Origin of the sequence: Rubellimicrobium thermophilum DSM 16684 (genome assembly GCF_000442315.1) — a bacterium.
Classification (GTDB): Bacteria; Pseudomonadota; Alphaproteobacteria; order Rhodobacterales; family Rhodobacteraceae; genus Rubellimicrobium; species Rubellimicrobium thermophilum.
Map to the genome: position 1 here is coordinate 1,278,894 of NZ_KE557320.1, position 23,591 is coordinate 1,302,484.

Annotated in this window: 23 protein-coding genes, 2 pseudogenes and 1 riboswitch; of the genes and pseudogenes, 7 read left to right on the plus strand and 18 right to left on the minus strand. The window is 69.5% G+C overall.

The window, feature by feature from the left end:
- Positions 1 to 4: 4 nt before the first annotated feature.
- From RUTHE_RS07190 to RUTHE_RS07205, 4 genes are read right to left on the minus strand one after another with little or no spacing between them, the layout of a single operon-like run.
- Positions 5 to 1,093 carry an ABC transporter ATP-binding protein gene (locus RUTHE_RS07190; RefSeq protein WP_021097678.1) on the minus strand — a complete coding sequence of 363 codons (1,089 nt, stop codon included), beginning with the start codon at positions 1,091 to 1,093 and terminating at the stop codon, positions 5 to 7.
- Positions 1,090 to 1,986 (minus strand): carbohydrate ABC transporter permease, encoded by an 897-nt coding sequence (locus RUTHE_RS07195; RefSeq protein WP_245542195.1) that lies wholly within the window; start codon positions 1,984 to 1,986, stop codon positions 1,090 to 1,092. Before RUTHE_RS07195 ends, RUTHE_RS07190 begins: the two co-directional genes overlap by 4 nt.
- A 38-nt stretch (positions 1,987 to 2,024) precedes the next feature.
- Positions 2,025 to 2,885 (minus strand): carbohydrate ABC transporter permease, encoded by an 861-nt coding sequence (locus RUTHE_RS07200; RefSeq protein ID WP_021097680.1) that lies wholly within the window; start codon positions 2,883 to 2,885, stop codon positions 2,025 to 2,027.
- Positions 2,886 to 2,939: 54 nt separating this feature from the next.
- Entirely contained in the window at positions 2,940 to 4,547 is a 1,608-nt protein-coding gene (locus RUTHE_RS07205; protein ID WP_021097681.1) for an extracellular solute-binding protein, read from the minus strand.
- A gap of 401 nt (positions 4,548 to 4,948) precedes the next feature.
- Between RUTHE_RS07205 and RUTHE_RS07210 the strand changes: the two genes are divergently transcribed.
- Positions 4,949 to 5,986, plus strand: a complete 1,038-nt coding sequence (locus tag RUTHE_RS07210; RefSeq protein WP_021097682.1) for a LacI family DNA-binding transcriptional regulator — start codon at positions 4,949 to 4,951, stop codon at positions 5,984 to 5,986.
- A 31-nt stretch (positions 5,987 to 6,017) separates the two neighbouring features.
- On the plus strand, positions 6,018 to 6,329 hold the full coding sequence (locus RUTHE_RS07215; RefSeq protein ID WP_021097683.1) for a MocE family 2Fe-2S type ferredoxin: 312 nt from the start codon (positions 6,018 to 6,020) through the stop codon (positions 6,327 to 6,329).
- A gap of 155 nt (positions 6,330 to 6,484) precedes the next feature.
- On the opposite strand, the gene RUTHE_RS07220 is transcribed toward RUTHE_RS07215, so the two are convergent.
- The 8 genes and pseudogenes from RUTHE_RS07220 to RUTHE_RS16640 form a co-directional block, all read right to left on the minus strand.
- The gene (locus RUTHE_RS07220) at positions 6,485 to 6,820 is read right to left on the minus strand and encodes a hypothetical protein (RefSeq protein WP_021097684.1); all 336 of its coding nucleotides are present in this window, start codon (positions 6,818 to 6,820) and stop codon (positions 6,485 to 6,487) included.
- Between the two features lie 110 nt (positions 6,821 to 6,930).
- The gene (locus RUTHE_RS07225) at positions 6,931 to 7,791 is read right to left on the minus strand and encodes a 50S ribosomal protein L11 methyltransferase (protein WP_021097685.1); all 861 of its coding nucleotides are present in this window, start codon (positions 7,789 to 7,791) and stop codon (positions 6,931 to 6,933) included.
- Positions 7,788 to 8,354, minus strand: coding sequence for a HupE/UreJ family protein (locus tag RUTHE_RS07230; protein WP_021097686.1), 567 nt, complete (start codon positions 8,352 to 8,354; stop codon positions 7,788 to 7,790). The genes RUTHE_RS07225 and RUTHE_RS07230 overlap by 4 nt, the downstream gene beginning before the upstream one ends.
- Before the next feature lie 117 nt (positions 8,355 to 8,471).
- Positions 8,472 to 9,122 (minus strand): peptide-methionine (S)-S-oxide reductase MsrA, encoded by a 651-nt coding sequence (msrA, locus tag RUTHE_RS07235; protein WP_021097687.1) that lies wholly within the window; start codon positions 9,120 to 9,122, stop codon positions 8,472 to 8,474.
- A 105-nt stretch (positions 9,123 to 9,227) separates the two neighbouring features.
- The gene (locus tag RUTHE_RS07240) at positions 9,228 to 9,665 is read right to left on the minus strand and encodes an EamA family transporter (RefSeq protein WP_021097688.1); all 438 of its coding nucleotides are present in this window, start codon (positions 9,663 to 9,665) and stop codon (positions 9,228 to 9,230) included.
- Complete coding sequence (crcB, locus tag RUTHE_RS07245; RefSeq protein WP_021097689.1) at positions 9,662 to 10,051, minus strand: fluoride efflux transporter CrcB; 390 nt, start codon at positions 10,049 to 10,051, stop codon at positions 9,662 to 9,664. Before crcB ends, RUTHE_RS07240 begins: the two co-directional genes overlap by 4 nt.
- Before the next feature lie 103 nt (positions 10,052 to 10,154).
- Positions 10,155 to 10,215, minus strand: a riboswitch (Fluoride riboswitch).
- A 47-nt stretch (positions 10,216 to 10,262) separates the two neighbouring features.
- Positions 10,263 to 12,422: pseudogene (locus tag RUTHE_RS07250) on the minus strand (primosomal protein N').
- Between the two features lie 103 nt (positions 12,423 to 12,525).
- Complete coding sequence (locus RUTHE_RS16640) at positions 12,526 to 12,675, minus strand: hypothetical protein (protein WP_158453421.1); 150 nt, start codon at positions 12,673 to 12,675, stop codon at positions 12,526 to 12,528.
- A 158-nt stretch (positions 12,676 to 12,833) separates the two neighbouring features.
- On the opposite strand from RUTHE_RS16640, the pseudogene RUTHE_RS07255 reads away from it, so the two are divergent.
- The 4 genes and pseudogenes from RUTHE_RS07255 (at position 12,834) to RUTHE_RS07270 (ending at position 16,985) form a co-directional block, all read left to right on the plus strand.
- Positions 12,834 to 13,540, plus strand: a pseudogene (locus tag RUTHE_RS07255) (DUF484 family protein).
- A 48-nt stretch (positions 13,541 to 13,588) separates the two neighbouring features.
- Positions 13,589 to 14,518, plus strand: a complete 930-nt coding sequence (locus RUTHE_RS07260; protein WP_021097695.1) for a tyrosine recombinase XerC — start codon at positions 13,589 to 13,591, stop codon at positions 14,516 to 14,518.
- A 53-nt stretch (positions 14,519 to 14,571) separates the two neighbouring features.
- Positions 14,572 to 15,978, plus strand: a complete 1,407-nt coding sequence (locus tag RUTHE_RS07265; RefSeq protein WP_021097696.1) for a YcjX family GTP-binding protein — start codon at positions 14,572 to 14,574, stop codon at positions 15,976 to 15,978.
- Positions 15,975 to 16,985, plus strand: a complete 1,011-nt coding sequence (locus tag RUTHE_RS07270; protein ID WP_021097697.1) for a YcjF family protein — start codon at positions 15,975 to 15,977, stop codon at positions 16,983 to 16,985. Before RUTHE_RS07265 ends, RUTHE_RS07270 begins: the two co-directional genes overlap by 4 nt.
- A gap of 74 nt (positions 16,986 to 17,059) precedes the next feature.
- On the opposite strand, the gene RUTHE_RS07275 is transcribed toward RUTHE_RS07270, so the two are convergent.
- The 6 genes from RUTHE_RS07275 to RUTHE_RS07300 all read right to left on the minus strand — a co-directional run bounded on the left by RUTHE_RS07275 (position 17,060) and on the right by RUTHE_RS07300 (position 22,359).
- Positions 17,060 to 18,037 (minus strand): Gfo/Idh/MocA family protein, encoded by a 978-nt coding sequence (locus RUTHE_RS07275; protein ID WP_021097698.1) that lies wholly within the window; start codon positions 18,035 to 18,037, stop codon positions 17,060 to 17,062.
- Positions 18,038 to 18,100: 63 nt separating this feature from the next.
- Positions 18,101 to 18,730, minus strand: coding sequence for a class I SAM-dependent methyltransferase (locus tag RUTHE_RS07280; protein WP_021097699.1), 630 nt, complete (start codon positions 18,728 to 18,730; stop codon positions 18,101 to 18,103).
- On the minus strand, positions 18,731 to 19,486 hold the full coding sequence (locus RUTHE_RS07285; protein ID WP_021097700.1) for a CDP-alcohol phosphatidyltransferase family protein: 756 nt from the start codon (positions 19,484 to 19,486) through the stop codon (positions 18,731 to 18,733).
- A 12-nt stretch (positions 19,487 to 19,498) separates the two neighbouring features.
- Complete coding sequence (locus RUTHE_RS07290; RefSeq protein ID WP_021097701.1) at positions 19,499 to 20,191, minus strand: phosphatidylserine decarboxylase; 693 nt, start codon at positions 20,189 to 20,191, stop codon at positions 19,499 to 19,501.
- A 120-nt stretch (positions 20,192 to 20,311) separates the two neighbouring features.
- Positions 20,312 to 21,208: an RNA polymerase sigma factor RpoH gene (rpoH, locus tag RUTHE_RS07295; protein ID WP_021097702.1), complete on the minus strand. Its 897-nt coding sequence runs from the start codon at positions 21,206 to 21,208 to the stop codon at positions 20,312 to 20,314.
- Positions 21,209 to 21,342: 134 nt separating this feature from the next.
- A complete protein-coding gene (locus RUTHE_RS07300; RefSeq protein WP_021097703.1) occupies positions 21,343 to 22,359 on the minus strand; it encodes an RluA family pseudouridine synthase in 1,017 nt (338 codons plus the stop codon).
- On the opposite strand from RUTHE_RS07300, the gene RUTHE_RS07305 reads away from it, so the two are divergent.
- Positions 22,358 to 22,675 (plus strand): DUF6476 family protein, encoded by a 318-nt coding sequence (locus tag RUTHE_RS07305; RefSeq protein ID WP_040645062.1) that lies wholly within the window; start codon positions 22,358 to 22,360, stop codon positions 22,673 to 22,675. The genes RUTHE_RS07300 and RUTHE_RS07305 overlap by 2 nt on opposite strands.
- Positions 22,676 to 23,591: the final 916 nt, after the last annotated feature.

The following is a 23,591-nucleotide window of genomic DNA, read 5'->3' on the forward strand; positions in this document are numbered from 1 at the left end:
GCGCTTATCCCTTCAGGACCCGGCCGGTGGATGCATCGAACAGGCGGACCGCATCGGGATGGGGCAGGACATGGGCCACATCCCCCATGGCGAGGGGGACATCCTTCTCGAACACGGCCCTAAAGGCGGTGGAACCTTCACCCAGATGGACGATGCTGCGGGCACCGATCCGCTCCTCAAAGGTAACGGAGCCCGGGATTCCCTCGCCGGGGGGCGCGAGCGAAGCCTGCTCGGGGCGGAAGCCGTAGATCACCTCGCCCGAGGCTGCCCGAAGGGCGCAGGCCTGCGCAGACCCCAGAGGCGGGCTGATGCCCAGCGGACCGAGATCGACGGCAAGGCCGCGGTCGGTCTGCACGGGGCGTCCCTTCAGGAGGTTCATCCCCGGCGCTCCGATGAAGGTGGCGACGAAGATGTTGACCGGATCGTTATAGACCTCGATCGGGCGTCCCACCTGCTGGAGCACGCCATGATCCATCACTGCGATGCGGTCTGCCATGGTCATCGCCTCGAGCTGGTCATGGGTGACGTAGACCATGGTCTGGCGGAACTGGCGCTGGAGCTGCTTCAGCTCGGCCCGCATCACGGCGCGGAAGGCCGCGTCCACATTCGACAGCGGTTCGTCGAGAAGGAAGATGGCCGGTTCCATCACGGCCGAACGGCCAATCGCCACGCGTTGGAGGATGTTGACCGAGAGCCCGTCGGCCCTGCGGTCCAGAAACGGCGTGAGGCGCAGGAACTCGGCGATGGCCAGGGTGCGCCGCTCCGTCTCGGCCTGCGGCAGCTTGGCCATGCGCAGCCCGTAGCTCAGGTTCTGCCGGACCGTCATATGGGTGAAGATGGCAAAGTTCTGGAAGACAAAGCCCACTCCGCGCCGGCCCATAGGCACGCCGGTCATGTCGCGGTCGCCAAAGAGGATGCGTCCCTCGCTTGGCCGTTCCATGCCGGCGATCATGTTCATGGTGGTGGACTTGCCGCAGCCGGATGGGCCGAGCAGCGCCATGAACTCTCCATCCTCGATCAGCAGGTCCATGGTCCTGAGGGCGGTGAAGGACCCATACCGCTTGACCAGATTCTCCAGACGGATCGCGCTCATGCCCGGCTCTCCCCCAGGCGCCGGACAGCGAAGGCCGCGATGACGGACAGGACGATCAGGATGGCCAGCCCGATGGCGGCTACATAACCCCAAACGAGGTCCTGCGTCGTGACCTCGTAGATGTAGACGCTGATCGTTTCGGTGGCAGAGCCGGGCCCACCTCCCGTCATGATGTAGAGGGTATCGAAGATCTTGAAGATCTCGATGACACGGATGGCCAGCGCGATGGCGATGATCGGCCGCATGCGCGGCAGGACGATGGTGACGAAGCGCTGCCAGGGCGAAGCACCCAGCAGGGCCGCCGCCTTCATCTGATCCGCAGGCACGCCGACAAGGCCGGCAAGCAGGATCAGGAACATCAGCGGCGTCCACTGCCAGATGTCCGCCAGCATGACGGCCACGAGAGCCAACACCGGATCGGACAGCCAGGCGATGGCCAGATCGCGGCCGATCAGGCTTCCGAGGAGTCCGTTGATCGGCCCCCCCGACTGGAACAGCATGAAGAACATGTAGCCGGCCACCGCAGGGACGACCATCATCGGCATGATGAGGATGGAATAAGCGAGGCGCTTGCCGGGGAAGTCGTCCACGAAGAGAAGTGCCAGGCCGAGGCCCAGCAGGAACTGCACTGGCACGCAGATCAGGATGATCAGACCCGTCCGGGCCAGGGCGTCCCACAGTCGGCGGTCCGACAGGAGATCGACATAGTTGGCGCCGGCGTTCCAGTATTCCCAGGCCCGGGGCCAGGCGGTGCCGGTCAGCGGCGCCCAGTCGGTCAGCGAGAGATAGAGCTGCATCAGCAGCGGAAAGACCGCGATGAACAGCACCAGAATCTGGGCAGGCAGCGTCAGCCGGAAACCGAGCGCGGCTCCTTCGTCGCGCGGTCTGGGCACGGAGGAGACGGCAGGGCGGCGGGCAGCGTCCGACAGGGTCATTGTCTGAGTGCTCCGAAGGTCAGCCCGCGCACGAGGTGGCGCTGGATCATGATACCGAGGAGGACGGGCGGCACCGCGGCGATGAGGCCCAGAGCCGCCTTTGCACCATAGAGCTGCCCGGTCATCGAGGAGGAAAGCGAGGCCATGTAGACCGGGATCGTGACCCATTCGCGGGTCGTGAGCAGAAGCGCGATCAGATAGTCCGACCAGTTCAGGATGAAGACGAAGAGTGCCGCCGAGGCGAGGGGCGCCCGCATCATGGGCAGCGTCACCCGGGTGAAGACGCGCCAGCGCGAGCAGCCTTCGACCTGCGCCGCTTCTTCGATTTCGCGCGGCATGTCGTCGAAGAAGACCTTCATCAGCCAAAAGGCGAAAGGAAGGGTCACGATGCCGTAGATCAGCGCAAGCCCATACCAGCTGTCCATGAGGCCCAGCCATGACCACATGACCATGACAGGGATCATCACGGCCATCGGCGGAAAAAGCCGGAGCTGAAGAAGCGCAAGCGGCAGGTTGGCTCCAGTGCCGTAACGGGAAAGGCCATAGGCTGCGGCCGTGCCCGCACTCATGGCGATGAGCGTCCCGAGCGTCGCGGACAGAAGCGAGGACAGGATCGGCTTCACGGCCGTCCGCTCGAGCGCGACGATGAGGTTGGAGGAGGATTCCCCGAAGATGTAGCGGAAATTGTCGAGCGTGGGGTCCTTCGGGATCCAGGTCAGGTCGGACCCCGTGGCCTGCCATTCCGCGACAGGCTTGAAGGCCATGGAGACCATCCAGAGGATCGGCACGAGCGTGATCGCCAGCGCGACAAGGATCGCGGCATAGCGAAGGCACTCAAAGGAAAGGGATCGGCTCATGGGACGCGTCCGGGGGGGAGGGACGGGCAAGAAATCCCGTCCCCGGTCGAAGCATCAGGCGATCGGATCGATGATGGTGGGCCAGGCGGCCTTGGCCTTCTGGATCGCATCCACGACCTTGTCCTCGCCGGTGCGACGGACGATCCGCTCCCATTCGGAGGCCGTATCGGCCATCGCCTGTTCGGCGGTCTTCTCGCCGGTCAGAGCGGCCATCAAATTCTGGTCCAGCGCGTTGTGAAAGGCCGTGGCACCCGGATAGTTGATCGTGGGGACGCTTCGCGCCACCGTCTCCCGCAGGACCGCGATGTGATAGGCGTGGTAGGTTTCCTGCACGAGCGGATCGGCAAAGTCCGACAGGCGGAACGGATCGAGATAGCCGCCCGGATTCGCCGACATCCAGGCATAGATGCGGGCCGAGCCGAGCCACTGGAGCAGCAGATAGGCCGCCTCGCGCGCGCGGCTCTGGGCCGAGACCATCCCTGTCAGCGAATACCAGAGCACCGAGCGGCTGTTGATCCCGCCCCCCACTTCCCGACCGGGAGGCAGCATGGAGCCGACCTTGCCGGTGACACTGCTGCCGGCATTGCCCGGATTGTCGAGGAACTTCGGCAGGTTCGAGAAGGCGCAGGTCATCGCCGCCCCACCCGAGCCGAAATTACCATACTGTTCAGGCCAGCCCCAGGAAATCGCATCCGGCGAGTGATGGGACAGGCTGTCCACATATTCCTGCGTCGCCTGAACCCCCTCCGGACCATGGATGAGCGGCGTGCCGTCATCCGCAAAGAGAAACTGGTTCGGCGCCTTCATCGTGACATAGCGCTGATACCAGTTGGTATAGCCCCAGCCCTGATTGCGCAGATCCGTGCACCCGAACAGGCCTCGATCGGGACGATGGAAGAAGGCGGCCATCTCGGCATGCTGCTTCCAGGTGCGGGGCGGCGCGAGAGGATAGCCGTAGCGGGCGGCAAAGGCTTCCTGCTCCGCCGGATCGGCAAACAGATCGGCCCGATAGAACCAGGACTGGAAATCGCCGTCGAGCGACACCCCATAGGTGGACCCGCGATACTGGTTGAGCAGCGCCACGCCCTGCGCCCCGCCCACATAGCCTTCTTCGGGATCGTCCCATTCGGGGCGGTAGGCGGCGACGAATTCGTCAAGATTGGCGATGCCGCCGGATTCCGCCAGATCGCCCAGACGGTTCCATTCGACCGAATAGATGTCGAACCCCCCGCCCTGGGTGGAGATGTCCTGCATGACCTTTGTGAACTCCTGCCCGTTGGGCAGGCCCACGATCTCGATGGGGATGCCGGTCTCGCGCTCCCAGAGCTCCTTCACGGAGGGGGCGCCAGCGGGAAAAGGCTGGGTGAGCTGACCGATGGAGCCGTCCGACAGGCCAAGCACGATCCGCGCAGGGGCCGTGCCGTTGCCGACCATGGCGCGGGCCGCCTCCACGGCGCGACCCTCGGGCGTATCGGGGCCATACTGATAACGCTCGGCCCCTGGAAAGCCAGTCGGCCCCCCGATCATCCCAGGGGCAAGCCCCTCCTGCGCCCAGGCAGGGCGGATAAAGCGGGGGGCCATCCCGATGGCAGCACCATAGACGCCAAAGGTGAAACCGCGATTGAGAAGCGCGCGCCGCGTGATGCCATCCGTTGTGGCCATGGATCCCCTCCCCCCGGGGTGTCCTCCTCACCCTTGCCGATGTTATTTGATCATTTAAACATCTATGTCAATCATTTTTTGTGTGGACTTTGCTGTGAATGAGGATAAGTGATGAGCATGAATGAAGGACTTCTTGCCCTGGATTGTCGAGAACATATTGGAATTATTGATGAATTCCTTGATGAGTCCCATCCCCTCCGTTTCGATGCAGGACTTCGCCCTGCCCCAGATCCACCGCGACATCGGGGCGTCGCGAGATCCGGATTGATGGAAATCAAATCATTTTCAATCATCAAGGGGAGGAGAGCGCCGCAGCAGAAGGTCGGTGCCGCAAAGCCTTGTCTGTCGTGTCATGCTTTGCCAGTTGGACCTGCCCCTGGACCAGAGTGGACCCCGCCTCCATGCCTGTGACCTCCCGACCGACCCTCCAGGATCTTGCCCGCGAGGCGGGGGTTTCCTCCGCCACCGTGGATCGGGTGCTCAACAACCGTCAGGGTGTGAAGCCCCGCACGCGGGAGATCGTCCTGGCGACGGCCAGGCGGATCGGCTATCTCCCCGAGGAAGCTGCCACCGCCCCCCGCCCCACGCCCCTGCGCCCGGTCCGGCTTCTGTTCCTGCTTCCGGCAGGAACGAATGCCTTCATGCACGCCCTTCGCCACCAGATCGGGGCGCAGGCTGCCGCATATGATGCCGTCGAGGCGCAGGTGGAGATGATCGAGGGCTTCAATCCCGACAGCCTGGCCCGGCGCCTCGATGAGATCGGGCCCGACATGGACGGGGTGGCGCTTGTCGCGCTCGACCATCCGCTGGTGCGCGAGGGGATCCGCCGTCTCGACCGGCGGGGCGTGCGGGTCGTGACCCTGGCCTCCGACGTGCAGCATGTGCCGCGTCTAGCCTATGTGGGCATCGACAACCGGCAGGCGGGGCGCCTGGCCGGCTATGTCATGGGGCGCTTCCTGGGACGCGGGACCAGCGCCCGGATCGCCTTCTTCGCCGGCTCGCGCTTCTACCGTGGCCATGAGGAACGCGAGATGGGGTTCCGCTCCGTCCTGGCTGAGGATTTTCCCGGAGCCTCCATCGTCGAGCAGCGCGAGATCATGGATGATTACGACCGGGCCTATACCGAGACGCAGGCCATCCTCGAGGCACATCCCAATCTGTCGGCCATCTACAATGCCGGGGCGGGAACCGGCGGCATTGCCCGAGCCCTGTCCGAGAGGGGCCTGGCAGGGCGGGTCGTCCTGATCGGCCACGAGGCGACCGAGGACAACAAGCGCCTCCTGCTCGAAGGCGTGCTGGACGCGGTGATCGACCAGAATCCCCGCGTGGAGGCCCGCGAGGCCCTGAACATCCTGATCCGTGCCGCGCGCCAGGAAGCCTACACGCTCGTGCCGCCGCGACTGGCGATCATCCTGCGCGAGAACCTGCCGGACGACTGAGGCCGCGCCAAACAAGCCGAGGAGACCCCAGATGCCATGGATCGATGCCTGCGCCGCGGATGACATCGAAAGGGAAGACGTGATGCGCTGGGATCACGACGGGCGCAGCTATGCGCTCTACCGCAGCCCTGAAGGCGCGTTCTTCTGCACGGACGGCCTGTGCACGCATGAGCAGGTGCACCTCGCCGAAGGGCTGGTCATGGGCCATCTGATCGAATGCCCCAAGCACAACGGCCGTTTCGACTATCGCACCGGCGAGGCCAGACGCGCCCCTGTCTGCATCAATCTCAGGACATATCCCGTCCGTCAGGAGGGGGACCGGGTGCTTGTCCTGATCGACTGACATCCGGCCCCTTCATCAGGGGCAGAAGGCCAACAGGTCAGCCGGGGTGATGCGGCGGGTCTTCCCTCATGCCCCCTGACCTCGCTGTGGGATCGGCGCCAGAGGCGGCGAGCGTTCGAATCCGGCCCCGGCCGGGCGGGGCCCGGGCCGGATCCTCAGCGGAAGGCGTCCAGCACGGCGGCGCCGGCGCGTGTCACCCCATCGGGCTGCATGAGCCAGGCCCCCGCCTGTTCCACGAGGCTTCCTGCCCGAAGATGGGCGAGACGGGCCTCGTAGACCTCGGGCCCGATGAGGCTGAAGAGGGCGATCTTGAAGCCGAAGGCGGCGAAGACCAGCCCCATCAGCGCCTTCAGGGGAAAGCGCGGAGCCAGGGGCCTGGGATGCGCGGTGATCAGGCCGTCCCGCCCGATCCGGTAGACGATACCGCGGGCCATGCGGTCATGCTTTCGCGACAGCGCGCGCAGGCGCCGGTCGAAGGCGGCGTGGGTCATCGGATCCATCCGTCTGTCCAGTCAGGGCCCCCACCCCGCTGATGCGGCGAAGTTGGCTCCAGAATCAGGCAGAATCAAGGCAAATCCTGCCCGATCGCCATATTCCTGCCTCAGGCAGTCAGGACCAGCGTCGTCCAGTCACCAATCTCTTCGCGGGTGGCCTCATTGATGCCGAAGCGTGCATAGGCCGCGGCGACCTCCGTGGCCTGATCGCGGAGGATGCCGGATAGAATCACCCGCGCGCCGGGCGCGCAGGCGGCCGCGACATCGGGCGCGATCCCGATCAGGGGGGCCTTCAGGATATTGGCCAGGATCAGGTCGAAGGGGCCCGCAAGCGCGGGATGGTCCAGACCCGCGGCCTCGACGCAGCGGATATGCGGCAGAGCGTTGGCGGCGCAGTTGGCGGTGGCCGTCTCCACCGCCACGGGATCGATGTCGCCCGCCGTCACCTGTGCCTGCGGCCAGAGCCGCGCCGCCGCCATGGCCAGCACCGCCGTCCCCGCCCCGATATCGGCCACCGTCCGCGGCACGAAGCCGGCTCCCTCCAGCCGGTCGAGCGCGAGAAGACAGCCGACGGTCGTCGGGTGATGGCCGGTGCCGAAGGCCATCGCCGCCTCGATCAGAAGGGCTACGCGTCCTGGCGGAACCTTGTCCGCATCATGCGCGCCATGCAGGAAGAAGCGCCCGGCCTCGACCGGCGGCAGGTCGCGCCGCACCTTGGCGACCCAGTCCACATCGGGCACCTCGGACACCGTCCAGTCGCGCGCCCCATGCACGAGGGCCAGCAGGGCGAGCGCGGCGATATCCGGGGCCTGTTCGAAATGGACGCTCACCTCGAACAGGCCGGATCCGTCCTCGATCTCGAAATGGCCGACGGCGAAGGGCGGGGGGTCCAGCCTCTCGACGGCTTCGGCGAGGGCCTCGGCAGCCTCGCGGCCGGCGAGGGTGGTCATCGCGGCGTAGATCGTCATCCCGCGGCAACCCAGAGGCCGGCCAGCGCCACCACGGCCCCCATCCCGCGGACGATCCGCTCATGCCCGCGCCAGGCACCCCAGGCGAGCAGCAGCCCGACCCCGTGCAGCGCCGCCGTGGCGAGGACGAAGCCCGCGCCGAAGGCCAGCGCCCCGGCTTCACCGAGCTCGCCCCCATGGGCATGGCCGTGGGCCAGGCCCGCCAGCGCCACAAGGCCCGCGGCCGCCGCCATGGGCAGTTGCCACCACAAGGCCACCGCCAGACCGAGCAGCAGCACGGAAGCGAGGATCATCGGCTCGACGAAGGGCAGCGGGATGCCGCCCAGCGCCAGCCCGAAGCCCAGCACCATCGCCCCGACGAGGGCGGTGGGCAGCCACAGCCGCGCCCGCCCGCCGAGCACCGCACCCCACAGGCCCACCGCGATCATGGCGAGCACATGATCTGCCCCGAACAGCGGATGCGTGACCCCGGCCAGGAAGGATCCGTGCTCGCCCGGATCGAGATGCGCAAGGGCGGGCGCGGCGGCAAGGGAAAGAAGGACGGCAAGAGGCAGCGGTCTCATGCGGGGGTCTCCGTCAACGGGCATGGCCGCATGCCTAACGCCGCGACGCGGCGTCGGCCAGAGGGATCCGGTGCCACGCCGCCGCCTTTTGCGAATTCTCCCGGCTCTGCTTCCTTCTCAGGCATCCGGGCCTGCGGGGCAGCTCACCCCCGTGCCGCGGATCCCGCAATAGCCACCGGGATTCTTGTGCAGATACTGCTGATGATAGTCCTCGGCCCAGTAGAAGGCGCGCAGGGGGGCGATCTCGGTCGTCACCGGCCCGTAGCCGGCCGCGCGCAGCCGGGCCTCATAGGCGGCGCGGGAGGATTCGGCGGCCGCGCGCTGGTCCTCCGTGGTCCAGTAGATCGCCGAACGGTATTGCGTCCCCCGGTCGTTGCCCTGCCGCATCCCCTGAGTGGGATCGTGATTCTCCCAGAAGACGCGCAGGAGATCCGCATAGGAGACCATCCCGGGGTCGAAGACCACGCGCACCACCTCGGCATGGCCGGTCAGGCCGGTGCAGGTTTCCTCATAGGTGGGGTTCGGGGTGTAGCCCCCGGCATAGCCGGCCATCGTGGACCACACGCCGGGAAGACGCCAGAACAGCCGCTCCACCCCCCAGAAGCAGCCCATGCCGAAGACGGCAACCTCCATCCCCTCCGGCACCTCGAGCGTGAGCGGCCGGCCGGTGACGGCATGGCGGTCGGCGGTGGGGATCGGATGGGGACGGCCCGGCAGGGCGTCGGCCTCGGCGACCATGCGGGACTTGTCGGCAAAGAGGGTGAACATCGGGGCGGCTCCTGATCCTGCTCGGGCAGCATATAGGCGCAAGCCGGCCCTGCGTCAGCCGCCTGCGGCAGGGCCTGGCAAGCCCGCGCCTGCCGGAGCTCTCTGTCAGCCCTTCCAGGCCAGGAGCACCGCCCCCCCGGCGATCATCGCCACCCCCAGCCAGTTCGGGCCGGAAAGCCTCTCGCCCAGAAACAGGACGCCGAACAGCGCGACGCGCAGGACGCTGAGCTTGTCGATGGGCGCCACCTGCGCCGCCTGACCGAGCCGGAGCGCCCGGAAACAGCAGATCCAGGAGGCGCCGGTGGCCAGACCGGAGAGGATCAGGAAGACCCCGCTGCGGGCCGACAGGCCCCGCGGATCCTGCCATTGTCCCGTTGCGGACAGGATCAGGCTCAGCGCCGCGATCACGACCAGCATGCGCAGGAAGGTGGCGAAATCGGGGTTGACGCCTTCCACCCCGATCTTGGCGAAGATCGCCGTCAGCGCCGCGAAGGCCGCCGAAAGCAGCGCCCAGGCCTGCCAGGACAGCAGAAGCCCCTTCATCCGCCCGCCCCTGCCGCAAGCGTGCGCATGACGGCCAGGCCGAGAAACAGCCCCGCGATCGACAGGATCATCGAGCCCAGCGCATACAGCACCGCCAGGCCGGCCCTCCCGCTTTCCCACAGCAGGACGACATCCAGCGAGAAGGCCGAAAAGGTCGTGAAACCGCCCAGCAGCCCGGTGGCGAGGAACAGCCTGAGCTCCTGCGGCAGATTGCCCGCCAGGGCGCCCCAGCCTGCCAGGATGCCCATCAGGAGGCTGCCGCAGATGTTGACGGTCAGGGTTCCCCAGGGAAAGCCCGACCCCAGCAGCCGCAATCCCATCAGATTGACCCCATGCCGGCAGGCCCCGCCGAGGCCCGCCCCCAGGAACACGATCAGATATCCCATCTCCCAGTCCTTTCGGCCCGCGACATCACGATGCGGGACGAAACCCGAGGACCGGACAGGCGGGACATGCGACGCATCCTCCCGCTGCGGCGGCCCCGGGCCTCCCGCAGCAGGAGCCATCAGCCACAAGGCGGTTGTCGGGAAGCCCCATCCCGCGGGCGGACGCTAGCAAGACGACGGGGCTGCGGCCAGCCCTTCCCTGCAGGAAATCCTACAGGAAACTCTGCGGATCCACATCGATCACGAGGCGCAGATCGCCGCTGAGGCGCAGCGGCGCGACCCATTCGGCCACCGCCTGCTGCAGGGGGGCCGCCCGCGGCGCCCGCACCAGAAGGCGCACCCGGTGGCGGCCGCGGATGCGGGCGATGGGGGCAGGTGCAGGGCCCCAGACATCCGCGCCGATGCGCTTCAGCGGATCGGCATGGCGGGCCAGCTCGGTGGCCTTGTCCATCGCATCCTGCGCATTCTCGCTGCTGAGGATCAGGGCGCAGAGCCTTGAGAAGGGGGGCATTCCAGCCAGACGCCGCCCCTCGGCCTCGGCCCGCCAGAAGCCTTCGTCATCGCCCCGCAGGATCGCCTGGATGACGGGATGATGGGGCTGATAGGTCTGGATCAGCGCCTGTCCCGGCCGGTCTGCCCGCCCCGCCCGGCCCGAGACCTGCCGGATCAGTGCAAAGGTCCGTTCGGCCGCGCGCAGATCCGACCCCCACAGGCCCAGATCCGCATCGATCACCCCGGCAAGGGTGAGGCGGGGAAAGTTGTGCCCCTTGGCCACAAGCTGGGTTCCGATCACGATATCCGCCCCGCCATCGGCGATCCGTTCGATCGCCTCGCGCAAGGAACGGGCAGAGCCGTAGAGATCCGAGGACAGCACCGCCGTGCGCGCGGCGGGAAACAGCGTTGCCACCTCCTCGGCCAGCCGTTCCACCCCCGGCCCGACCGGCGACAGCCTGCCTTCGGCCCCGCATTCGGGACAGGCCAGCGGGATGGGCTGGGTCTCTCCGCACTGATGGCACATGAGACGGCGCAGGAAGCGGTGCTCCACCAGACGCGCATCGCAATGCGGGCAGCCGATCTGATGCCCGCAGGCCCGGCAGAGCGTCACCGGCGCATAGCCCGCCGGTTGAGGAACAGCAGCGCCTGCTCGCCGCGCTCCAGCCGCCCGGCGACAGCCGCCGCCAGCGTCGGGGAGATCCAGTTGCCGCGCCCCATCTCCTCCTGCCGCATGTCGATCGCCTGCAGATCGGGCAGCAGGGCCAGCCCCACCCGTGCCGGCAAGGTGAGGCGTGCATATTTGCCCTGTTCGGCATTCCACCAGCTTTCGAGGCAGGGGGTGGCGGAGGCCAGGATCACCTGCGCCCCCTCGACGGAGGCGCGCAGCACTGCCATGTCGCGGGCATTGTAGAGGACACCGTCCTCCTGCTTGTAGGAACTGTCATGTTCCTCGTCCACGACGATCAGCCCGAGATCGCGAAAGGGCAGGAACAGGGCCGACCGCGCCCCCACGACCAGCGAGGCCCCCCCTTCGGCGACCTGGCGCCACAGGCGCCGGCGTTCGCTCTGGGTGATCCCCGAATGCCATTCGGCCGCCGGCGCGCCGAAACGGGCCTCGACCCGGGCGAGGAAGGCCCCCGTCAGGGCGATTTCGGGCAGCAGGACGAGCGCCTGCCGCCCCTGGCGCAGCGTCTCGGCCACCGCCTCCAGATAGACCTCGGTCTTGCCCGAGCCGGTGACGCCCTTGAGCAGGGTCGTGCCATAGGCGCGGCTTTCCACCCCGATCCGCAGGGCGGCGGCGGCGCGCCTCTGGTCGGGGGTCAGCGCGACACCGGAATGGTCGGGATCCAGCACCGGATAGGGCCGGTCGCGGGGGGCCTCCATCTCGACCACGGCCCCCTGCGCCACGAGCCCGCGGATGACGGCCGTCCCTACCCCTGCGGCCGCGGCGAGATCGGACAGGGGTGAAGGCGCTCTCGGGATGGTCACGCAGGACACGCAGGACGCGGGCGCGGGCTTCCGTCATCCGCCCGGCCGTGCCGGAACCGAGGCGGAAGACATGGCGCGTCGCCGGTCCCTCGGTCAGACCGGGGGCGCGCGCGGCCAGCCGCACCATCGCCGGCAGCGGCGTCAGCGTGTAATCCGCCGCCCGTCCGAGGAATTCGCGCATCCCCGCGCGCAGGGGAGGCGCGTCGAGCATGCGTCCCACCGCCCGCAGCCGTGCCTCGGGCACGTCGCCCGTGCCGCGGCCCCAGACGATTCCCACGATCCGTCGCGGCCCCAGCGGCACCTCGACGAAGGCACCGGCGGCGCAGCCGCCCTCGGGCGCGCGGTAGTCGAGCAGACGGTCGAGCGCGCCGAGCGGCAGCACCGCGATCCGTTCGCCGGGGGCGAAGCGGGGTTCCTCGGGCGCGGGGAGCGGCGGCCGGAGCGGCGGCGGCGGTGCGGAGGGCTGGGGGGCAGGAGAGGACGAGACGGCCTCAGGCGCCGCCTCCTCCCGCGGGGGGGATACCCGGCCCGAAGGGATCGCCCGCCGTCCGGGGCAGGTCGGGCAACCGCGCGGGGGCGCGCATCGTGCGGGGCCGGCTGGCCATGTCGGTGGCGATCCCTCCTTGCCGCTGACGGTTCATGCTATGTTCCTTCGACCGCAGCGGCAAGGGCACCCGCCCCTCTGGCATCCGCGCCACGCCCCCCGGGCTCTGCCTTGCCCGACGAATACGGCCCCCTGCCCAGAGCTCGCACCTTGGGCTAGGCTGAAGCTGACCTGCCACGAAGGCCTGCCGCCCTCATGACCACGCGCCCCCAGATCGAACCCCGCCTGCGCGAGACAATCCTGAAGGATCCTTCGCTGCTTCTCGACGATCCCGATGTGATGCGTGCCCTTGTCGCCGCAGGGGACCGGGCGCTGGGGCCGAATGTCGTGGATCTGCGCGGGATCGCCATGGCGCGTCTCGAGGCCCGGCTCGACCGGCTCGAGGATACTCACCGCTCCGTGATCGCCGCCGCCTATGAGAACCTCGCCGGGACGAACCAGATCCACCGCGCCGTCCTGCGCCTGCTGGAACCCACGCGTTTCGAGGTCTTTCTGCAGGATCTGGGCAGCGATGTCGCCGACATCCTGCGTGTGGACAGCCTCCGCCTCGTCCTCGAAAGCCCCCATGCCAGGGGGCGCCCGAGATGGGTGACCTGGCCGACGTGCTCTCGATCGAGCCGCCCGGCTTCGTGGATGCCTATCTGCGGCTCGGGCGCGGCGGACCGGTGCGGGCGGTGACGCTGCGCCAGATCCGGCCCGAGGACGAACGCATCCATGGGGCCCGCGCCGCCGACATCCGCTCCGAGGCCTGTCTGCGGCTCGATCTCGGCCCCGGCACGCGGCCGGGGATGCTGGTCCTGGGGTCCGAGGATCCGCATCATTTCTCGCCCCAGCAGGGGACGGACCTGCTGGCCTTCTTCGGCGCGGTGTTCGAACGGGCACTGCGGCGGTGGCTGGCCTGACCGACGCATCGCGGATGACAGGAGCCGGACGATGACGGCCAGCAGGCCATGACCGACGGCCTGGCCATCGCGCCCGCCCTGCGCGCGGCCCTGTCGGACTGGCTGGCCGAAGGCTCCGCACGGCGGGGGCTTTCGCCCCATACCCTGGCGGCCTATGCGGCTGATGTGAGCGCCTTCCTGCATTTCCTGGCCGGGCACCGGGGTGGCGCAGGCGGGGTGGCCGGGATCGCCGATCTTGCCGTCGCGGACCTGCGGGCCTTCATGGCGCATGAGCGCGGGCGCGGCCTGTCGGCCCGTTCGCTGGCGCGCCGCCTCTCGGCCGTGCGGGGCTTCCTGCGCTGGCTGGCCGAGAGGGAGGGCTTCGACGCCACGGCCGCCCTTTCGGCCCGCGGGCCGCGCCCCAAACCCCGCCTGCCCCGTCCGCTGCCCCCCGAGGCCGCGCATGCCGTGCTCGCAACAGTGGGACAGGAGCCCGCCGAACCCTGGATCGCCGCACGCGATGCCGCGGTGATCACGCTGCTGTGGGGTTGCGGGCTGCGCCTGTCCGAGGCCCTGTCGCTGCGCGGAGGCGAGGCCAGTCTGCCCGAGGTTCTGCGCATCACCGGCAAGGGGGGCAGAGAACGCCTTGTCCCCACCCTTCCCGTCGCGCGCGAGGCGGTGGCCCTCTATGCCCGTCTCTGTCCCCATCCGATCCGGCGCGAGGGTCCGCTGTTCCTGGGGGCGCGGGGCGGACCGCTCAATCCGCGCCTGGTCCAGCGGGCGATGGAGCGGGCGCGGCTTGCCCTCGGCCTGCCGGCCACGGCGACACCCCATGCGCTGCGTCACAGCTTTGCCACGCATCTGCTGGCCGCCGGGGGCGATCTGCGCGCGATCCAGATGCTGCTCGGCCATGCCTCGCTCGCGACGACGCAGGGCTACACGGCCATCGACATGACCCGCCTGCTGGCGGTCTATGACGCGGCGCATCCGCGGGCGTGACAGCGGCGCGCCCGCCCCTATCTTGGCCCGTCACGAAGGAAGAGGAGACAGGAATGATCGGCGGGCTGGCCACGGATGCCTGGGATGCGACGCGCAACATGGCCGAAAGCCTGACCGCCCCCTTCCGCGATCCGGTGCTGCGGCTCGGCGTCACGGGGCTGTCACGGGCCGGCAAGACGGTCTTCATCACCTCGCTGGTGGCGAATCTGCTCGACCGCGGGCGGATGCCGCAACTGCGCGCCCATGCCGAAGGGCGCATCCTGTCGGCCTGGCTCCGCCCCCAGCCCGACGACAGCGTGGCCCGCTTCGCCTATGAGGATCATCTGGCCGCCCTGACCGCGCCCCAGCCCCGCTGGCCCGAGGGGACGCGGCGCATCTCGCAGCTCCGGCTGTCGCTGCGTCTGGCGCCGGGCGGCCTGCTGGGCCAGCTCCGCGGGCCACGGACGCTCCATCTCGACATCGTGGACTATCCCGGCGAATGGCTGCTCGACCTCGGGCTGCTGTCGCAGGACTATGCCGCCTGGTCCGAGGCCGCCCTGCGCAAGGCGGGGCATCGGCCCGGGGGGACGGCCTTCCTCGACCGTCTGAAGGGCCTCGATCCCGCCGCCCCTGCCGGCGAACCCGTGCTGAAGGCGCTGGCCGAGGCCTATGCCGCCCATCTGCGCGAATCGCGCGCGGCGGGCTTTGCCGATCTTGCGCCGGGCCGCTTCCTGCTTCCCGGCGACATGGAGGGATCCCCCGCGCTGACCTTCGCCCCCCTGCCGCCCGCACCGGGCGCCCCCCGCGGCAGTCTCTGGCGCGAGGCCGCCCGGCGCTACGACGCCTATCGGCGGCTGGTCGTGAAGCCCTTCTTCCGCGACCATTTCGCGCGCATCGACCGGCAGGTGGTTCTGGTGGACGTTCTGGGCGCGCTGGCCCGCGGGCCGCGCGCCTTCGACGACCTGCGCGAGGCGATGGCCGGCGTGCTCTCGGCCTTCAACCCCGGCCGTTCGGCCCCTCTGGCCCGGCTGCTCGGTCAGCGGCGGGTCGAGCGCATCCTCTTCGCGGCGACCAAGGCCGATCACCTCCATCACAGCCAGCACCCCCGCCTGGCAGCCCTGACCGAGGCCCTGCTGCGCGAGGCGCGCGACCGCGCCGCCTTTGCCGGCGCCCGCATCGAAAGCATGGCCATTGCCGCCCTGCGCACCACCGTCGAGGATCAGGCACGCCTTGGCGGAGAGATGATCGATGTCGTGCGCGGGCGGCTGTCCGACGGGCGGCAGGTGGCGCTCCATCCCGGCGACCTGCCGGAGGATCCCGCGCGCCTGCTGGCCCCTGCCCGCGCGGGCCGGGACTGGGACGGCGAGCGCTTTGCCATGCCGGATCTGGCCCCGGCCCCGCTGACGCTGCGCCCGGGCGAGGGTCCGCCCCATATCCGCCTCGACCGGGCGGCGGAATTCCTGATCGGAGACCGGCTGTGAGCGAACCCGACCGCCCTGCCCCGCCCCCCCGCGGCCCCGTCCTGCTGGAGCTGGGGGACCTCCCGCCGCCGGCCCCCGAATCGGCCCCGCCCGTGGAAGAGGTCGCGCCGCCCCCCGCCATGGCCCGCGCCATGCGGCTTGCCGCGCGGCCGCGATCGCGCCTTGCCGGCCTGTTCTGGTCGCTTCTGGGCAGTTTCCTTCTCTTCGCCCTGTCGCTGGCCGCCTGGGACTGGGCAGCGCGCCTTCTCGAGCGGCACCCTCTTCTGGGGGCGGTGGCCACGGGCCTGCTGGCGGGAACGGTGGTCGTCGCCATCGTCATCGCCGGGCGCGAGATGCTGGCCATCCGCCGCCTCGCCCGCATCGACCATCTCCAGCGGCGTGCCGCCACGGCCCTGGCCACCGGAAGCCTGGCCGAGGCGCGGGCCGTCGCGGCGGATCTTGCGGATCTCCATGCCGGCCGCGGGGGAGAGCTGGCCGGCGCCGCGGCCCGTCTCCGCCAGCACGGCACGGAGATTCTGGACGCCGATGGTCTTCTGCGGCTGGCCGAGGCCGAACTGCTCGTCCCGCTGGACCGGCTCGCCTCGCGCGAGGTGGAGGCAGCGGCGCGGCAGGTGGCCGCCGTCACGGCGGTGGTGCCGCTGCCCCTGGCCGATGTCGCCGCGGCCCTCGCGGCCAATCTGCGCATGATCCGGCGGGTGGCCGGGATCTATGGGGGCCGTTCGGGATTTCTCGAATCGCTGCGGCTGGTGCGGGCGGTGATGACCCATCTTGTCGCCACCGGGGCCGTGGCGGTGGGCGATGACCTGATCGGATCGGTCGCGGGGGGGACCGCGCTGGCCCGTCTGTCGCGCCGCTTCGGCGAGGGCGTCGTCAATGCCGCCCTCACCGCCCGCGTGGGCCTTGCCGCCATGGAGGTCTGCCGCCCCCTGCCCTTCCTCTCGCAGGAGCGCCCGACGGTCACGGCCGTCCTTGGCCGGGCGCTCCGGGGCCTGTTCGGCCGCGACTGACGCCCGTCCGGCGACGCAGACCCCGCGCAGGCAGAGGCCGGGGCGGATACGCCGGGGGGGCGGGCCGGGGGTGGTCAGGCGCGTCCGCGCTCGGCCGCAAGGACCATGTCGATCATGCGCTGGGTTCCACGGCTCCATTCGAGGGGGCATGGGTAGGGCACCCCTTCGCGCAGCGAACGGCCGAAGGCCTCGACCTGCAGGACATAGTGGTTCGCGGTCGGCCAGCGTTCGGTCCGGCGTTCGTGGCCGATCTCGATCGTCAGCTGCGCCAGGTCATGGACACCGGCATTGAAGGGGGCCGGGGCCACGCGCAGCACCCCCCTTTCGCCATGGAAGACGACTTCCTGCCGCGGCGCCATGCGCATGGCCGTGAAGCCCGACCAGGTGAAGGAGGGAAAGCGCGCGACGACATGGGCAAAGACATCCACCCCGTTTTCCCGCCGGACATGGGCGTGTTCGATGGCCTCCGGCTCCTCGCCGGTGACGAAACGGGTGGATCCGAAGGTGTAGACGCCGATATCGGGCAGCGATCCGCCGCCGGTCTCGGGCCGGTTGCGGATATTGCCCATGTCCGTGAGGTGATAGCTGAAGGCCGCATCCACATGCCGCAGGGCCCCGATCGCCCCCCCCTGCACGAGCTCGCGCGCCCGCTGCCACTGGGGATGGTGGACGATCATGTAGGCCTCGGCCACGAGCACCCCGGCCCGATCGCGCGCCGCGATGAGGCGGTCGAACTCCTCCTCGGCCATGGCGATGGGCTTTTCGCAGAGGACATGCTTGCCGGCCTCTGCGGCCCGGATGGTCCATTCGACATGGAGATGGTTGGGCAGCGGGATGTAGATCGCCTCCACCTCCGGATCGGCCAGCAGGGCCTCATAGCTGTCATGCACGCGCAGGCGCGGCTGGAAGGCGCGAAAGCCTTCGGCCTTGGCCGGATCCGAGGTGGCCAGCGCCACGAGATCGGCCCCTTCGGCCATGTGGATCGCCCGCGCCATCTGTTCGCGCGCGAAATTGGCGGCGCCCAGCACGCCCCAGCGGACTGGTTCCTGCATCGCTTTCCCCCCGTTGTGCTGCGCCGGCAGGCTAGCAGCGCAGGCGCGGGGTGCAAGGTGCCGTCAGATCCGGTGCAGCACCAGCAGCGTCATCAGCCTGAGCGGCGGCAGGCGCCGTTCCTCGCCCGGGCGCAGGCGCGGCTCGGACAGGACCTCGGCGCGGGAGAAGTCGGAATGCCATCCCAGACGGTCGGCCAGCGGCGCCATCGCCCGCTCCAGCGCGGCCCGCGCGCCCCGCCCCTCGACGGCGAAATGCGTGACCGTGACAGCCTGTCCGCCGGGGCGCAGGACGCGGGCGATCTCGGCCATCACGCGGCGCGGCTCGGGCACGACGGAAAGGACATGCATGGCCGCCACCACATCGAAGCTTTCATCGGCAAAGTCGAGCGAGCGGGCATCCATGATCCGCAGGGATTCGACCGTGGGCCGCCGGCCATGGGCCGCCCGCGCGCGCTCGAGCATGGCCTCGCTGGCATCGATGCCGGTCACGCGGATATGGGGCGCGTAATGGGGCAGCGCGAGCCCCGTGCCCACCCCGATCTCGAGCACGCGCGTCACGCCGTCCCGCCCCGGGGGGATCGCGTTGATCCGTGCCACCGCCTCGCGTCGGCCTCTCTGGGTGACGGCACCGAAGGTGCGGTCATAGATCGGCGCCCAGCGGCGATAGCTTGCCTCGACGGCCTCGATCTCCATTCAGTTCCTCCTGTACCGGCGGACAGCGGCCCGCGCCACCACCAGAAGATAGGCCGCGCAGAACAGCAGCAACGTGACCCAGGGGAATGTCAGCACGAGGGCCAGCGCCGCGACAAAGCCGACGACCACCCATTTCGCCCGCTCGGCGGGGATCCGCATGGCCTTGGTGGAGGGCGTGGGAATGCGGCTGATCATCAGATAGGCCACGAGCAGGACATAGGCCTCGATCACCAGGGGCGGGCGGGGCAGCCCCGGCCAGACGGCCGAGAGATAGATCGGCACGAGGGCCAGCGCCGCCCCGGCCGGGGCCGGCACACCGACGAAATGGCTGTCATCCCGTTCCTCCTTCGGCCTGCGCGCGCCGACATTGAACCGCGCGAGCCGCAGCACGCAGGCGATGGCCAGCACGAGGACCACGACCCAGACCAGGGCCCGATCATCGGCCAGCGACCAGAAATAGAGCGTCAGCCCCGGCGCCACGCCGAAATTCACGAAATCGGCCAGCGAATCGAGCTCGGCGCCGATCTCGCTCTCGCTGCGGAGCAGCCGGGCCAGGCGCCCGTCCACCGCATCGAGGGCGCCGGCCACGAGGATCAGCAGCACCGAGAGGTGATAGTCCCCCAGTGCTGCAAAGCGGATGGCGGTGAGGCCGGCGCAGATCGCCCCGACGGTGACGAGATTGGGCAGCAGGCGCCACAGGGGCATGGTCCCCGACGGCCCGTCCGGGGGAGCATCCTCGGGGAGGCGCGGTTCCATGGCCCGGTCGCCTCAGTCGCGCCGCGCCTGGCGGCGCGGCTCGTCCGAGGCCATGTCGGCCAGGACCGTCTCGCCGGCGATCATGGTCTGCCCGACGGCCACCAGCGGCTCCACCCCCTCGGGCAGATAGACATCGACGCGCGATCCGAAGCGGATCAGGCCGAAGCGCTCTCCCACCGCCAGCACGCGCCCCTCATCGGCAAAGCTGACGATCCGCCGCGCCACCAGCCCCGCGATCTGCACCACGACGACGATGCGGCCATCGGCCATCCCGATGGCATAGGCCATGCGTTCGTTGTCCTCGCTCGCCTTGTCCAGCGAGGCATTGAGGAACCGCCCCGGCCGGTAGGCGCGGCGGATCACCCGTCCCGGCACGGGGGCGCGGTTCACATGACAGTCGAAGACATTCATGAACACGCTGACCCGCGTGAGAGGCACCGCCGGCAGGCCCAGTTCGGCCGGGGGAATGGCCGGTCCGATCATGGAGACGACGCCATCGGCGGGGCTGACCACCAGCCCTTCGCGCAGCGGCACGCTGCGGGGCGGATCGCGGAAGAAGTAGTAGCACCAGACAGTCAGCCCGACGCCGAGCCAGCCCACCGCACCGAAGGCCAGGAACAGGATCAGCGTCAGCACGGCCGCCCCCAGCAGGAAGGGACGCCCCTCCGGGTGCATGGGCTTGATGACCGTGTCGATCATGTTCATGCGCGCCTCCCCTGCGGCCGGAGCGCCGCCGGGCCGCGCCCGCCCGGGATGCAGCCGCCGGTCACCGCCCCGGCCGGCTCTCCTGCCATGCGTCCCGCCGGGCCTCCGGTCATGGCGTCGTCATGCATCCTCGAGCAGGCCGCGCTCGCGGGCGAGCTCGGTCATGCGTTTCTGGAGCTTCTCGAAGGCGCGCACCTCGATCTGCCGGATCCTCTCGCGCGAGACGCCGTAGCGCTCGCTCAGCTCCTCGAGCGTGACCACCTCATCGCTCAGCCGCCGCTGGACCAGGACATCCCTTTCGCGGTCGGTCAGGACGGACATCGCGGCGGAGAGCAGCTCGCGCCGGGCCTCGAGTTCGTCGCGCTCGGCAAAGGCCGCTGCCTGATCGGCATCCTCGTCCTCGATCCAGTCCTGCCACTGGGTCGCGCTGTCCTCGGCCGCCCCCACCGTCGCATTGAGCGAGGCATCGGCTGCCAACAGACGGCGGTTCATGGACACGACCTCATCCTCGCTGACGCCGAGATCGGCGGCAATGCGCCGCACATTCTCGGGGCGCAGGTCGCCTTCCTCGAGAGCGCCGATGCGGGCCTTGGCCTTGCGCAGGTTGAAGAACAGCTTCTTCTGCGCGCTGGTGGTGCCCAGCTTCACGAGGCTCCAGGAGCGCAGGATGTATTCCTGGATCGCGGCCCGGATCCACCACATGGCATAGGTGGCCAGGCGAAAGCCCTTGTCCGGATCGAACCGCTTGACGGCCTGCATCAGGCCGACATTCGCCTCGGAGATGACCTCCGACTGCGGCAGCCCGTAGCCGCGATAGCCCATGGCGATCTTGGCGGCCAGCCGCAGATGGCTGGTGACGAGCTTGTGGGCGGCACTGGCGTCCTGATGGTCCACCCAGCGCTTGGCCAGCATGTATTCCTCCTCGGCATCCAGCATCGGGAACTTGCGGATTTCCTGGAGGTAGCGGTTCAGCCCCTGCTCCGGCGAGGGGGCGGGAAGATTCGCGTAGGTCGCCATGTCGGCCCCCCTTTCCAGATGTTACGATGCCTAACATGCCCTCGGGAACGGGGGCAAGAAAAGCCCACGCCCATCCGGGCGGAGATGAAGAAATGGTGATCGGATGCCCCCGCGGACATCGCCGATGGCATGGCTCAACCCCTGAGCTGCCCGAGCAGTTCCCCCATGTCCGCCGGCAGCGGCGAGTCGAAATGCAGCCTCTGTGCCGTGACGGGATGGATGAAACCCAGCGTTGCGGCATGCAGCGCCTGACGGGGAAAGGCCGCCGCCGCCCCGGCGCCCGGTGCGGAAGCGGGCATGCGCCGCTGCCGACCATAGACCGGATCGCCCAGAAGCGGATGACCGACATGCGACAGATGCACCCGGATCTGATGGGTCCGCCCGGTCTCCAGCCGGCATTCGACGAGGGCGGCCGCCCCGTGAAAGGCCTCGAGGACGCGGACCCGCGTCACGGCATGGCGCCCCCCCTCATGGGTGACGGCCTGCCGCTGCCGGTCCGTCCGATGGCGGGCGATCCCCGTGGCGATGCGCAGGATGCCCCCGGCTTCCCAGGTCACGCCGCGCAGGCCGGCCAGACGCGGATCGGCCGGATCGGGCACGCCGTGGCAGAGCGCGAGATAGCGCCGTTCCACGGCATGTGCGGCAAACTGATCGGCCAGGGCCCGATGCGCCCGGTCGCTCTTGGCGGCGACCAGAAGGCCCGAGGTGTCCTTGTCGATGCGGTGGACGATCCCCGGCCGCATCACGCCCCCGATGCCGGACAGGCTGTCCCCGCAATGATGCATCAGGGCATTGACCAGCGTGCCTTCGCGACTGCCGGGGGCGGGATGGACGACCATGCCGGCGGGCTTGTCCACCACGATCAGGTCGTCATCCTCCCACAGCACGCGCAGGGGGATGGGCTGGGCGCCGATGGCGCTCGGCTCCGGGGGGCCGAGATCGATCTCCACCGCGGCGCCGGCGCGGACGGGGGCGGCAGGATCGGTCGCCACGCGGCCGTCCACGCGCACGGCCCCTTCGGCGATCAGCCGGGCCAGGCGTGAACGGCTGAGCATCCCATGCGCCCCCGCCTCTGGCACGTCCCGGGCCAAGGCTCTATCAAGGCGCGGCGGCGGATCGGCCGCGAGAGTGAAGGTCAGACGCTCGGTCATGGACGAGGACTCCGGCAACCCGGCCGTTCTACCCCCCGGGCTGCGCGCGCTCCAGCGCCTCGTGACGGTGCTGACCGTCACGATGATCCTGGGCATCGCGATCCTGGTCGGGGCCTTCCTGTGGCGTCTGAACGCCGCGGGTCCCGATCTGCCGGCCGGCATCGCGCTGCCCGATGGGGCGCGGCCGTTGGCCTTCACGCAGGGGGCTGACTGGTTCGCGATCGTGGTGGAGCAGGACGGGGCAGAGCGCATCCTGATCCTCGATCGCCTCACGGGCCGGCTGCGCCAGTCCGTGACGATCGACGCCAGCCCCTGACCGTCCGCCGGCAGATCGGCCCCGATCGCCCGATCGACAGTGGCGCGGCCATCGCCGGAAAACCTGCCCCATGCCGCCAGGCTGAGGCAGGAGGACCGAAGGCCTCATGCATCCGGGACCGGACCGCGCCGACGCCCCGATCCCGCGGGCCTGCCCCTGCGACCCCAGGACGCCGCTGCGCAATGACCCCCCGCAGCACCCTGATCCAAGGCTGTATGACCCCGGGCTTGGGGATCGGGCTGGCGATTCCCCCTCGCCTGAACGTCTTATCGGTTTGTTCATTAATTTGGGGTAGGATGCATTCATCCGGAGGTTGAACACCCTTCGGTTGAAACCGAATCGGGGATTCTGCCGATGATGCCATCCATCGCCGCCGGATCGGACGGTTCTGCCCCCGCTGGTGGGGGGGCCGTCATGCATCGGCTTCCCCGCCGCATCGCCTGCGTGATCGCGGGGACGGTCCTGCTGTTCGTTCTCACGACGGTCCTGGCGATCTGGTGGCTGGCCGGCGCGCTCGACCGGCAGGCGCAGGAGCAGACGGCCGCGCAGGTCGGCATCGCGCGGGCGAACCTTCTGGGCGATGCACGGATGATCGCCCTCGATTACGCCAAATGGGATTCGGCCGATCAGGCCGTGCGTCGGGGGGATGCGGCCTGGCTTCTGGACAATGTGGGCTCTGCCGCGCTGATCGGACAGGTCGTGCAACTCGTGGCCATCTGGGGGGGGGCCTTCGACAGGCCCATGGCCTGGCAGGACGATGGCCTGGTGGAACCGCGGGCGGATCTGATCGATCCCGCCCTTCTTGCCGCGGCAGAGGGGCAGATCGCCCAGGCCCTGCCCGGCGGGTTCGATGCGTCTGCCTTCTTCGCCTGGCATGACGGCGCCCTGTTCGTCATGGCCGTCTCGCGTTTCGAGG